This is a genomic window from Nocardiopsis algeriensis (assembly GCF_014203695.1).
Lineage (GTDB): Bacteria > Actinomycetota > Actinomycetes > Streptosporangiales > Streptosporangiaceae > Nocardiopsis > Nocardiopsis algeriensis.
The window spans coordinates 214,051-227,046 of record NZ_JACHJO010000003.1; the positions used below are offsets into that span (position 1 = coordinate 214,051).

4 protein-coding genes are annotated in these 12,996 nt (G+C 69.7%); 3 read left to right on the top strand and 1 reads right to left on the bottom strand.

From position 1 onward, the window contains the following. Positions 1–167 precede the first annotated feature (167 nt). The gene (locus FHS13_RS05410; RefSeq protein WP_184288454.1) at positions 168–10,367 is read right to left on the bottom strand and encodes a hypothetical protein; all 10,200 of its coding nucleotides are present in this window, start codon (positions 10,365–10,367) and stop codon (positions 168–170) included. A gap of 395 nt (positions 10,368–10,762) precedes the next feature. Between FHS13_RS05410 and FHS13_RS05415 the strand changes: the two genes are divergently transcribed. The 3 genes from FHS13_RS05415 (at position 10,763) to FHS13_RS05425 (ending at position 12,989) form a co-directional block, all read left to right on the top strand. Further along, complete coding sequence (locus FHS13_RS05415) at positions 10,763–11,383, top strand: DeoR/GlpR family DNA-binding transcription regulator (RefSeq protein WP_343064913.1); 621 nt, start codon at positions 10,763–10,765, stop codon at positions 11,381–11,383. A 209-nt stretch (positions 11,384–11,592) separates the two neighbouring features. Further along, positions 11,593–12,099 (top strand): hypothetical protein, encoded by a 507-nt coding sequence (locus tag FHS13_RS05420; protein WP_184288456.1) that lies wholly within the window; start codon positions 11,593–11,595, stop codon positions 12,097–12,099. Then, on the top strand, positions 12,093–12,989 hold the full coding sequence (locus FHS13_RS05425; protein WP_184288459.1) for a hypothetical protein: 897 nt from the start codon (positions 12,093–12,095) through the stop codon (positions 12,987–12,989). The genes FHS13_RS05420 and FHS13_RS05425 overlap by 7 nt, the downstream gene beginning before the upstream one ends. Positions 12,990–12,996 lie beyond the last annotated feature (7 nt).

A 12,996-nucleotide genomic window follows, 5' to 3' on the forward strand; every position in this document is an offset into this window, starting at 1 on the left:
CGCCGAGGATTCCCCGGCTGATGACCGGTTGTTCGGAATCCGTTTCCCGCGGCAGAGGGGCGGTGGGACACGGGCCTCTCGGTGGCCGCGCCGTCGGCCCCCGGGCGCCGGGACCGCGGTGCGGCCCCGGCGCCGACTCCAGGTGCGGGGCCGGGCGGATCTGCTGCTCAGCCTGTGCTGCTCTGCTTCCCCTTGCCCTTGGAGGAGGAGCTGTTCAGAACGTCGTTGAAGTAATCGGCGAGGTCTGAACCGCCTCTGTCTCCTCCGCTTCCTCCGCCCGCGCCCTGCTGACCGACGTCCTTCTCCTTCCCCTGGCCCTCGGTCGGGGCCTTCGAGGAGGTCCCGGTGCCGGGCCAGTCGGGGAGCTCGATGCCCTGATCGGTGACCGGAGGGTTCTGGAGGTTTCCCGAGGAGGAAGAGGTCTCCTCCGGGATCGGGGGCATACTGCTGAAACGGTTGTTCCTGGTGGCCGGGGGCTTGCCGCGGGAGAGCCCACTCGCCGTGCGGTTTCCCGTGTTGAGACCGCCCAGTATGTATCGGAGGTCCCCGAGTGCCTCCTCCCAGTCCTCCCGCGCCCTCGTGAACGCCTCGCGCCGATCTTGGTAGTCCGCTTCCAGCTGTTCGTATCTCTGTTTGGCTCGTGTGTCCCCGGGAGACGCCACCCAGTCAGCCGCTGCCTTCTCCAAGGGCCGCCGCGCTTCGAGATAGGCCTTGTCGGCCTCGGCAAGGGCCTTCTGGGCGTCGGCCAGCCTGCCGGCACTGACGCGGAGCGAGAAGGTGTCCGCGGCGGCGCCGAGCAGACCGAACCGCCGAAGGTCCGACTCCGAGACCCAGACGGCGACCTTGGCCGAGGTCTCGCCCCTCTGGAAACGGGCGGGTCTGGACTCGGAGTGCCCGCCGAAGAAGTTCTGAACGGCGCGCCCGGCTCGCTTCACCTTGCGGACGAAGGCTCCGTGCTTCTCGCTCCTGGCCCCGATCGCCACCCGGGTGTCGAATTCCACGAGATAGGCGGGACCTCCTCTGAGGCCGTCGGAGCTGTCCTCCTGCGTGCCGCCGCCCCGGGACGTCTCTCCCGAACTCGTACTGCTGAGAGGGACGGTGGCGATGCCGGAGAGGACGCGGCTCGCCGTGGGCGCGGTCTCGTGTACCGCCAACGGCTGGAACTCCGGACCCGAGGACTGCGTCCCCGAGTGGTTCCTGGCCGACGAGGACGACGTGCTCGATCCGGCCGAGTCGGTCAACCGCACCTCGGGGTTGTAGTCGAGGAAGCGCGCTGACGAGAGGATCGGCATGGCGCGGATGTTCCAGGTGGTGCGGCCTATCCGGATCAGCTCGGAGCCCTCGTTCGCGGTGGCGTCGGGAAGGACCGACCTGAGGGCGATCTCGCTGAGGCTCTGGTCGATGGCGTTGTGGTGGCTGTTCAGGCCCAGTTCACGCGCTGCGTACGCGCGTGCGGACGTGACAGCCTCCTTCGTGTACCGGCCGTTCCGGACGGAGCCGGCAGGCGGTGTCCAGCCCAAGGACCTGGCCACGGTGATGTGTGCGGTGTCGCGGACGCCCTGTCCGCGGTCCTCGACGGAGACCGGAAGGAGAGGGGTGTCGCGGACGTCGTTGTGCGCCTGCGGGTCCTTGTCCGTGGTCCAGGCACGCATCATCTCGCCGAGAGAGAGGTGGGGATCGTCGGACGAGTCCTCGACAACGAGCACGCCCCGATCGCCGGCTGGTCCCGAGGAGCCCGGCGAGATGGCCGTGGTGGCTGGTGCGGGTGACAGGTCGAGGTAGGGGGCGGGATAGAAGGCGCTCACGGTGCCGGAGTCGTGCACACCGGTGAAGACGCGGGTCTCCTCCGGTGCAGTTTCTCCCGCGTTCCTCGCCGGAGTGCTCCCTGCGGGGGTGGTTCCCGCCGGCGCGGTGTCCCCCGGGCGGTTCTCGTCGGTGCTCCTCCTCTCGGCGAGGGTCAGATCGATGGTCAGCTCGGTTTTCATGGAGAGCCTGACATAGGGCGTGTCCATGGTCAGCCCGAGAGTGCGCTTGTTCGTGTCCGTCCTGCCCGTGCTCGTGCCTGTGCTGCTGCTCGTGGAGTGATCGAGCGCGGTCAGCCTTCCGTAGACCGGGCGGCTCGTCGGCGACTCCCCTCCCGGCTGGTCGCCACCGGACTGGGGCAGGGCCAGAAGGGGGCTGGCGTTCGTGCCTCCGGACACCGAGCTGCCCCGTCCCCCCGATTCCTCGGACGTGTTCTCGCGGGTCTGCTCCTGGTGGTACTCCGCCCTGCCGGACAGGTAGTCCGCACTGGTGGACACGTTTCTCAGCTTCAGGGTGACGGTGGCGTCCCGAGAGGGGATCGCCCTCGGCGAGGAACTGCTGCGCACCTTCACGGGGAGCGGGACACCCGTGTTCGGATGCAGGCCGGTATGGGAGGTGAGGGCCTGGAGGATGGCCTCTCTGCTGCCCGCCGTCAGCTCCCACCCCTTGGCGGCCAGCTTGTCGGTGAGGTCTCTCAGCGCACCGCTGGGATCGGCCGGCTTGAGGAGCTTGCCGGAGTCCTCGAACCCGGGCCGGATCCGTACGGTCTTCGGGGCGTCCGAGCCCGGTTGGGGCCGTAGGGTCAGCGATCCGTCGTCGTTCACCGCGACCCGGTCCCGGACGAGGCCCGCGTGGTGGGCCTCGCGGACGTGGATCAGGCCGGTGATCAGCTCGGGGACCCGGGCCTGCCAGGCCCGGTACTGGGGGCCGAGGGGGATGGGAATCCCGGGGAGCGCGGCCAAGATGAACTCCATGGCCTGGGACACGGTCCCCGAACCGGTGAAGGCGTACGACATCTGGACCTGGGGGTGGAACTCGACCGTTCTGGAGTGGTTCGCCGTAGTGGTCTGACCGGTGGAGTTCTGGTAGAAGTTCCACCCCGCCCCGCCGCCGATGTTGAGTGTGGGGTTCTTCGCGGAGTTGGGCGCGGTGTGCGCGGTCTCCTCACTGCTCACGAGCGGGTTCGGGTTGAAACGGCCCGCGCCCGACACCTTCAGGCCCAGCGACGTCCCCTTCCCCTTGTTGAAGGACGTGTTCAGGGAGACGGTGTCCTTCCACCCGATCTCGGCGTCGGACTGTTCGAAGCGGTCGATCGAGTCGATGTCCATCCGGGTGGTCATGGTCGGCCGCAGATTGCGGGGGGAGAGCGGCCCGCCGCTCATCTCCGTGCGTGCTCGCAGGCCGCCGGACGAGGTCAGAGCCGGGTGACCCGCGAGGTTCTCGGGGGAGAAGAGGTTCTCGTAGAACTGATGGGCGCCCTGGCCACTGGCCAGGAAGTGTCTCAGCTTGCGTTCGAAGGCGAAGCCGTCGCCCCAGAGCGGGGTGGCGGAGAAGTTCTTGTAGGCGGCCTCCAGGAGGCTGCCGACGTCGTTGCTCCCCCCGGTGCGGAGCCTGGTACCGATGTGCTCCACCGTGCTGAGCGCCTGTTCGAGCAGGCGGGCACGCTCTTCACCGAGCCCTTGCGGAGCATTGTTCCGGGGCGCGGGGCGGCCGTCGATGAGAGCCTTGGCCTCGTCGGTCGTGAGCGGACGAATGGGCGTGCCGCTCGCTGCGGTCGTGCCCGGCGGCTGCGTCCGGGACGTCCCGCCGGCTGCCCCCTCCTTGCTCTCGGGGGTCTCCAGGACGATCCGGGCCGAGACCGGCTTTCCGGTCAGGAGGATGCCGCGATCGTCGCCCTGCGCCATGCCCAGATCGTCGTGTTCGTACAGCCGAGCCGAGACGCGGACGTCGCTTCCCCAGGCCTGGGATCCTTCCGGATGCCTGACGACGTCCTCGGTCTGGGAGCTCGTCCCCTGACCGCGGCCGCTTCCCCGGGAGTTGTTCAGTTCGAGGGACAAGGAAGGGATGCCGGCGCTCTTGGGAAACTTGGACGCGTCGCCCGCGTTGGAGCGGATGTAGGAGCCCGCCTTCAGAGCGATTCCGCCGCTCTTCTGCTTGCTCGATCCGGAGGAGCGCCCCGAAGCGCCGGAGTATTCTCCACCCGTCCCCCTCTCCGTCGTTCTCCCCGGGGTGAGCGGAGAGAAGTCAGCGGTGATGCGCACCGTGACAAAGGGGGGCCGCAGCATCTTCGCGTCCTTCTTGAACAGGTCGCTGGGGTTGATCCACGCCGTCTCCACCAGGTGTACCGGTATCCCGTGCAGGGTGAGGTCGTCCAAGCTGCTCTTGAGCATCGTCTCCGAGACCGCATCCATCACCCGCTGCGTGTTGAAGACCGCGGCGTCATGACTGCGGCGGAAGGGGCGGTGCTCGCGCCAGGAACGGTTCGCGTTCTGCCTGTCGGGCCTGTGCGCGAAGTTCGAGGGGTCCCGTACCAGGTCGGGCAGCACCATCCCCGGTCGTTCCTGAGCGAGGGCCGTCAGGATCCGGTGGGCGATCTCCTGCTGGACGGTGAACCGGTCGCCGTTGTCCGTCCGGTGCCGGCTTCCGTCGGGCCAGGTGAGTTCGCGGGGGGTGGCGCCGTGGAAGGTGACCGGAACCTGCTGTGCCAGATTGGGGCGTGCGGGCCGGGCGGGTGCACTGCCGCTGCCGCTGCCGCTGCCGTCGGCGTTCGGGCGGGTGTTCGGCGCCGGAGCCGAGCTCGCCGCGCGGACCTGCTCGCTCATCGCACGGGCTTCTTCGACGGTGAGGGTCTCCACGCTCGTTCCGGTGAAGGTGTACGACTCGGAGGAGCCGTCGACGTACACGTGGAAGATGCGGTCGACATCGTAGGTCGCCGCCTCCGACGTGCTGTACCCGGACCGCGCGACCGACCCCGAGGACGACTGACCCTTTTCTTTCGCCGACCCCTTGCTGCCGGAGAAGTCGAGGCCCGGTATGTCGAGACGGCCCCGGCGCGCACTGTCCACCGGGACGTCGACGTTGAGACCGATCCCCAACGTGGCCGACGCGTTCTTGCTGTGGGAGGTGGAGGAGCCGCTCTCACGTGTCGCCTTGGTCCTGTCGGACAGCTTGTCGGGGGGCAGCATGTCGCTCTTGGCCCTGTAGGAGGTGGGCGCGGAGTAGATGCCCACCAGGCGGGACCGGCCCGAGGGGGTCGTGACCGGGAAGATCACGGGGCCCTGGCTCATCCGGGTCAGGTTGGCGCGCATGGAATCTGTCGAGAAGGTCGCATCGACCTGGGCCCGGAAGTCCTCCAGGTGTTTCTGCTTGGACTTCTCGCTGTGCAGGTTCTGGTAGAACCAGCTCTTCTCCTTGTCCGTCCACAGGCGGTCGTGGAGCCAGTCGGGGAGCGATTGCCTGTTGTCGGTCCTGCGAACGGGTCCCACCGAGAGGGGGTGCCCGCTGCCGGTGGGCGGTGCCAGGGGCCTCGTGTCGTTGCCCTGCCGGCCGAAGGATCGGGGAGCGTCCTCGACAGGGGCCCTGACCTCGCGGGGCAGCACGAGGCGCAGACCGTCGGGCGCGGTGTACCGGAGGTTGACCGGGTTGTGTCCTCCGCCGGAGGCCGCCGTGTTCGGAGGGCGTTCCAGCGTGACGGACATGACCAGATCGGAGACGTAGAGCTTCTGCTCCCCGGCGACCTCGTGGCCGGTGGAAGCCTCGTTGGTGTTCGTCGTGCTCTGACCGGTGCTGCGCATGCGTGTGCCGCCGGCGACACGTATGTACACGCTGGGTCCCAGGGGGTTGCCGTTGACCGCGCCGACGGTGATCGGGGACGCGTGGAAGGCCAGCGCTATCTGTTTGCTGCTGCCCCGGGAGCTGCTGCCGCTGATGGGGTTGGCCTCTCCGGCCTCGGCGGACAGTGCGATCTGGGAGAGGACCTCCTTGTCCTTCTCGGTGACGGTCACCGGGAGGAAGCCGTTGTTCCCCGGCCGCAGCGACACGGTCGCCTGCCAGGTGATGCCGTTCGCGTCCTCGACAGCGGTGGAGAAGCCGTCCTCCGCGAAGAACGGGGCCATGCTCCTGCCGGCCTGCTGCGCGATCTTCTTCCTGAGGTTGTCGCGCACTGCGTCGGCGGGGCGCCCGGTCCCGGCGTTGCCGTGGAGGTTGCGGTCCATGAACGAGGCCATCTCCCGCGCATTGAGCATGCCGGGGTTCACCAGGTCCGAGGTCAGTAGGTAGCCGATGTCGTGACGGGCGTTCGAGGGACCGGTGCCGGAGCCGGAACCGGGATCGGGGTTGCTGTCGGTGGAGTGGCCCCCGCTGTGGGATCGGCTGGAGCCCCCTGGGGGCGGGGGGTTCTTGTCGGGACGGAGTTGGTCTCCTCCGGAGCGGTTTTTCTGTTCGGGGTCGGACGTGACGCCGGTTTCCGGCTGGGTCTCCCCCTCGGGAGGGAGGGTCTCGTTGTCGGTGGGGTTGTGGTGCGGGGTGGTGTCGGGGTCGTTGTCGGTGAAGGGGTCGTTGGAGAGGTGGGGGGTGTTGAGGTCGTCGTCGGTGAGGTGGCGGGGGTAAAAGCGGGGCGGAGTGTGGCTGAAGCGGGGGTCGGAGCGGCGGTCGATGTAGAGGGGGCCGAGTCGGAACTCGTCTTCTTCGGGGCGGTCTTCCTGCTCGGAGCGGGCGGTCTGGGGTGGAGCCGGTGATTCTGCTGATGTCTGGGGGAGAGGTTGTGCCGGGTTGGTGGTGGGGGTGTCCGTTGCGGTCGTGAAGTTGGTGAGCTCACCGGTGGCGTTGTCGGTGCCGTCCGGCACGAAGGACGCAGGTGGTGGAACGTGCGGATTCAGGTGTCCGCTTTCGGGTTGCCGGTCCCTGGGCAGAGATGCGGAGGAGCTCGGCTGTGGAGCGGGTGGGGAAGCCGCTGCCTGACTCGGGGGCGGTGTGCTCTGCCGGTCCGTACCGGTGTTCTGCGGGGCGGAGTGTTCTGAGGTCGGGGGTGCCTGGTCGGGGTGGTCCTTCTGGTCGGTGTCGGTGGTGTCGGTCTGGGGCGCTGGGGCCGGTCGTACTTGTGTCCTGCCGGTGAGGGCCGGTGGTTCCGCTGATGCCTCGACAGGCGGCTGCGTCGGGTCGGAGGCGGGGTTGTCCGCTGCGTTCGCGGAGTCGGCGGGCTCGCCCGTGGTGTTGCCGGGCGCGGAGGGGGCGGGGGCCGGTTCGTGCTGGTTCGTGCGTCCGCTCGCGGGGCGTCGGTCCCGGGAGGAAGGCGTGGGCGGGTCCGGCCTCGGGCCGGGTACGGGTGCGGGCCGGTCAGGGCTGGAGTGGCCTTGGCCGGTGTCGGGGTTGGTGTCGGTGGAGTAGGTCTCCCAGGAGTCGGTGTCGCTGTGGGGGCGGTCGGGGTCCTTCCGGGGGAGGGGGGCCTCCTCGGGCCGGGGGGTGTTTTCCTCGGAGTGGTCTTTCTTGTCGGCAGGGTCGTTTTTCGAGGGGTCGGTCTCGGCCGTGGGGATGGGGTGTTCTTGTGTGTTGGCGGTGTGCGCCGGTGTTTCTGCTGATGTTTTGAGGGGCGGCTGTGCCGGCTCGGGGGCAGGGGTGTCCTTGCCGGCCACCGGGTCGGCAGGTTCGTCCGTGGTGTCGCCGGGGGTGGTGGGCACGGAAGGGTCGGGAGCCGGACCCTGCGGGCCCGTGCGCCGGTTTGCGGGCTGCCCGCTTCCGGTGTGCCGGTCCTGGTGCGGGGGCGCAGGTTGCTCGGTTCTTGCGGTGGGGGCGGCGGGTACCGGCTGCGCCGAGGAAGGTACGCCCTCCTCGCCTGTGTCCGTGCCCTGCGAACCGGAGCGCTCCGCGGGGGATCCCGCGTCGGCTGCCTTCTCCGGCTCGGGGCCGGAGGCGGAGCCGTCGGTGATGTCGGCGGGATCGGTGTGCGCGAGGGCTGCCTCGTAGGCCTCTGCGAGGACGAGGTACTCGTCGAACCCGTCGTCGCCGGTGGTGGGCCGATGGTCAGGAGGAACGTCGCTGTCGCGTTCGCGATGGCTGCTGGAGGGGTCGCTCTCCTGCCGGCCGATCGCAGCCGGGGAGGTGTCCTCCTGCCGACCGGTGTTGGTGGGTGCGGAGGGTTGACCTGCCTCTTTGGGGGACGCGTGGGTCGCAGATGAGGCAGAGGTGTCTTGTGCTGCGCTCTGTGTTGGGGGTTGGGCAGCTGTGGTGAACTCTCCCCGGGCGGTGTCGTTGCTGGTCGCCACCGATGGTGCGGAGCGGGGGATGGTCGTCGGGGGCTGGGAGGGCCGGTTGCCGTCCCGCCCGCTGTTCGGCTGTTCGGCGGCGGGAGGCGGGGTGCCGCCGACGCCGGAGGAAGACGGAGTGGCGGGGGCTTGCGGGGGCCCGAACGGCGCCGGTGCTGCCTCGGCGGCCTGCTCCGTGCCGCCTTGGGCGGTGGCGGGGTCTGTCTCTTCCGGTGCAGGGTGGGGGCCGGTGACGGAGAGCTCGTTGAGCATGAAGACGGTGAGGTTGCCCTGGTAGCCGGGGAAGGGGATGTCGGAGAAGGGGGAATCCTCCTTGGGGGACAGCAGCGGGACCCAGGGCGTTCCCGGTTTTTCGTCGAGCAGGCCCAGGGGGTCGAACGGGCTGCGGTCGGGGTAGGCGCCCAGGGCCGGGGGGTCGCCTTCGCCGGTGCGGAAGTCGGGCATGTCCCCGAGCGGCCAGTCGTGGTCGTCGGAGGACTCCTCCCGCGAAGTGCTCGTGCTGTCCTCCGCGACCTGTTCCGGCCGGTCGGTGTTCTCGCGTGGGCTCTCCGTCCCCGGGCCGTCGGAGGCTTCCCGGGGAGGAGCGGTGTTCTGTCCGTCCCCGGTCCCGCGTGGACCACTGCCAGGGGCGGCGCCGCCGCTTTCGGACGGCTCGTTGTTTCCGGGCCTGGGTCTGTCGGTGTCCGAGGTGCCGTGGTCGGGGTGGGAGCTGCTCCTGCTGCCGGGGTCTCTGTCGTCCGGATCGTTGCGGTCGTCGAGGGAGGGCCGGTTGTCGGGGCCGGTGGTGTTGGTGGTCGGGGGGTCTTCTCCGCCGCTGTCGGTCTGGGTTGGGGGTGGGGGTGTGAGGGGATCGGGCAGGGTGGGTGGGGTTGTGAGGGCGTTGATGCCGGCCAGGGCGCTGTCGGTGGTGACTTGTTGGGTGCCTGCTTGGCTGGCGCCGGCGGTGGCCGACCAGACGGAGGCTTTCCAGCCCTCGCCCTGGGCGGCGTTGCCCAGGCCTTCGCCGAGGTAGCCCTCCAGGGCTCCGCTTCCGGCGCCCAGGCCCAGGTGTTGGAGGTAGGTGGTGGCCTTGCCGTTGTGTTGGTGCAGGGCTTGTTGGAGGTGGGCGGGGCTGTCGGCGAGGTGGTCGCGCAGGTGCGGGGGCAGCTGGTTGCCGAGGGTGTTCTTGAGCTGTCCGTGCAGGTCGGGGGTGTTCCAGTGGCGGATGAGGGTGTCGGCGTAGTCGCGGCCCAGGTCGCGGGCGCCGGTGGTGCCCAGGTGGTCGGCGAAGTGGCGTGTGAACAGGTCGGAGAGATCGTCGCGCAGTTGGGTGGCGTTGGCGGCGTTGTCCCAGGGGACGCGGCCGGGGGTTCCGCCGCTGAAGGAGGCCAGGAACTCGTTGCCGTGGCGTCCGAACAGGTCGGCCAGATCCCCGTTGAGAGGGGAGAGGGGGTCGGTGCCGGGTCCTGCATCGGACCCGGCGTCCCTGGGGGCGGGCGCTGAGTCGGGGACCGGGTCGGGCGCGGGATCGGTGTTTCTGGGCGCCGGCAGCGGATCGGGGCCGGTGGTTTTGGGGGCGGGTACGGGGTCGGGGAGCGTGCGTAGGTTGTCGAGGTGGTCGTTGAAGACCTTGCTGATCCGGTTGCTCAGGAACAGGTCGATGCCGCCGGCCAGGCCTGCGGAGACCAGTCCTTCGAAGACGGCGCCGGTGTGGGCGCCCTTGGTGAGTTTGTTGTCCCAGGTGTCGCGGGTGCCGTTGTCGATCTGCAGGCGTTGGATGATGCTGTCGAGGCTGGCGAAGATCTGGCTGAGGATCTGGTGGCTGGGGACGGTGAGCAGGAACCAGGCCAGGATGCGTCGGATGGCCAGGCTGCGGATGGCTTTGAAGACGGGGATGAGTTTGAGGCTGGCGCCGAAGGTGAATTTGGCGGTGGCGATGGCCCAGGCGATCTCCAGGGCGAGTTGGACGAACTGGCCGATGACCATCATGGCCATGTATTCGGCGTTGGCGGCGCCTTTGCGTAGTTCGGTGGTCAGGGTGCGTGAGGTGTGGGCGGCGGAGCCGATGTAGTCGTTGTCGCCTTTGGTGAACTGGTCGAGGGAGCGGTCGTAGAAGTCAGCGGTGCGTCCGTCGAAGTTGGTGCGTACGCGGCGGCGTACGGTTTCGACCAGGGGGACCAGGACGGTGAGGAGGCGGTCTTCGAGGGTCCGGTAGATTTCGGCGGCGGCGCGCATGGCGTGGGGGTTGGCGGTGGGGACCTCGATGCCGGTGAGCACCTTGATGGCGGTGCGTGCGGACTCGGGCATGTTGGGGTCCAAGGGCATGGGGGCGCCTTCCCGGTCACAGCTGCGAGCGCAACAGAAGGTAACATCGCAACGCCCTCATGTGGAAGTGGTTGTTGTCTTCCCCTTGTTTGAGTTGTCATCTGTGGTTCTACTTCTGTTTGGTGGCGTCCTGTCGCCGGCACGCCCTGAGCTCTGAGGAAATCGGCGCGGGCGGTCGGCCCCGGTCCTCCCCGAGAGGCCACGAAGCCGCTGGTGGACACCCGTGCCTCCGCCCGCTCTCCTCCCGCCCCGGCGATCGTTCGGAGAGCGTTGTCCGCACTTCCCCCACCTCTTCTTGGATCCTTCATGCCCCTGTGCCAAAATCCGACTTCCGCGGACCAGATCTTCGGGCTGCCGGAGAACGGCTTCTGGACATCGATGCAGGGGAGGCTCAGGTGGTTGTTCCTGTGATGGGAGCCATCGGTGCGGCAGGGGAGACCGCCGGGAAGGGAACCGGGGTGATGCCGCAGGCGGACCGCGCCGCCGAGGCGCGGGAGCGCATCGCCCGGGCCGCCCTGGACGAACTGCCAGGCCCGGGGGGAGTGGTCCTGCTGGAGGCGGGCCCGATTTCGGAGCAGGTCGCCGCGCTGCTGCCCCCCGGCTCCGGCCTGACCGTGGTGACCAACTCCGTCCCCGTCGCGCTGCTGCTGTCCCACTGCGAGGGACTGAGCGTGCACCTGCTGGGCGGTTGTGTGCGCAAGGGCTCCGGGGCCACCCTGGTCGGACCCCAGGTGCTGGAGCAGATACATGTGGACGTCGCCTTCGTGGCGGCCGACGGTGTCTCGCCCGAACGCGGCCTGACCTGTGCTGACCCGAGCGAGGTCGTGTCCAGGCAGGCGGTCGTGAGGGCCTCGGACAAGGTCGTGCTGCTGACGGAGCACACCAGGATCGGCCGCGACCGGCTGTCCCGGTTCGCACGCTTCGCGGAGGTCGACCACCTCGTCACCGACGCCGGCCTGGACCCTCGCGAGATCCGCCGCCTGTGCGGCCGCGGGCCCCGCGTCACCGTGGTCTGACGCGACCCCTCCCGCCCCTTTTCGAGGGCGCATCCGGACGCCGCTCCGGGTGCGCCCTCGCCGTGCTGCGGGAAACTGCTTCCCCCCTTCAGGAGAAGGTTCGGTAACAGAGGGCTTCTGTGACCTTCGGGGGTTGTTGACGCATGCGGTCCTTCTATAAGCTCACCCAAAGCCAAGCCGAAACACAATCAAAGCCACACTGAGAGGGCATGTCAGTGCGGAGACCCCTCACCGCGGTCCTCGGTGCCGCGGCACTGGCCCTGCTGGCGGGGTGCGCGGACCCGCAGACCGGCCCTTCCGAACCGGTCGCGGCGACACCGCCGGCACATCCCTCCTCCGGAGAGGAGGAGGCGGTGCTCGCCGCCTACACCGGCATGTGGGAGGCCGTCGCGGACGCCTCGCACGAAGGCGCGGACGAGAGCGCCGAACTGGAGGAACACGCCGTCGGTGCGGCCCTCGCCCTCATGACCGACGCCTTGCAGGGCGCCCGGGCCGAGGGCGCGCAGGTCACCGGCGAACCCGTCCTCGACCCATCCGCGCGCATCGAGGACGCCGACCGCGCCGAGGTCACCGACTGCCTCGACGACTCCGACTGGAACCTCGGTGCGGGGGCCTCCTCGCAAGGGGGTCCGCGCCGCGTCGACGCCGCGCTCATCCACGACGGACTCGCCTGGCGCGTGTCCGACCTGCGCATCTGGGAGACAGGAACATGCTGAGGCCCACACCCCCCGCTGCCGCCGCCGCGGCACTGCTGGCCCTGGCGGCGGCGGGCGCCGCCGCCCCCGCGCACGCCGACCCCGGCTCCTTCCTCGGCCGGGTCGAGTGCGGAAGCTCGGGCGGCAGGGGCTGCACCGTCCGGCTGGACTGGTGGAGCAGCCACGGCGGAAGCGCCGGCTCGGGCCCCACCCAGGGCGGTACCGGCACCCAGACCGGTTCCGGAGGGGACACCGCCGCCCCCGCCGGGGACGGCATCGACTACAGCGGCATCGACTGGGAGACCGCGGTCGACTGGTCCCAGGTCCCCTGGCACGAGATCGACTGGGAGTCGATCGACTACGGCGACGGAGAGGACGAGGAGGGGGAGGAGGGCCGCGACCCCGTCGACCCCGTCACCCTCATCCAGGAGTCCATGGCCTCCTTCGAGCTGCCCCCGCCCGAGATCGAGACCTCCCCCGGCCCCGACTCCCTCGTCCTGGTCAACACGCCCGTCTGGCTGTGGGTCGACTCCCGGACATGGGCGCCCGAGAGCGCCTCCGCCGAGGTCCCCGGCTGGTCCCTCGAGGTCACCGCCACCCCCGTCACCACCACCTGGACCCTGGGCGACGGCACCCGCATCGAGTGCGACGGCCCGGGCACCCCCTACGACCCCGCCGTGCACGCCCCCGACACGGCCTCCCCCGACTGCGGCCACGTCTACACCCGCTCCTCCGCAGGCAGTGCCGGCGGTACCTACACCGTCACCGTCGAGGTCGCCTGGGACACGGCCTGGGAGTTCTCCGACGGTGCCTCGGGCGAACTCAACCAGGTCAGCACGGTCACGCAGGTCGAACTCGAGGTGGCCGAATCCCAGGGCCTCGTCACCGGCGCAGGCCCCCGACAGCAGTGAGAGAGAC

Excerpts from the sequence above, each read along its gene's own strand:
- FHS13_RS05420 (WP_184288456.1), top strand. The coding sequence starts at position 11,593 with ATGTCAGTGCGGAGACCCCTCACCGCGGTCCTCGGTGCCGCGGCACTG.
- FHS13_RS05425 (WP_184288459.1), top strand. The coding sequence starts at position 12,093 with ATGCTGAGGCCCACACCCCCCGCTGCCGCCGCCGCGGCACTGCTGGCC.
- FHS13_RS05410 (WP_184288454.1), bottom strand. The coding sequence starts at position 10,367 with ATGCCCTTGGACCCCAACATGCCCGAGTCCGCACGCACCGCCATCAAG.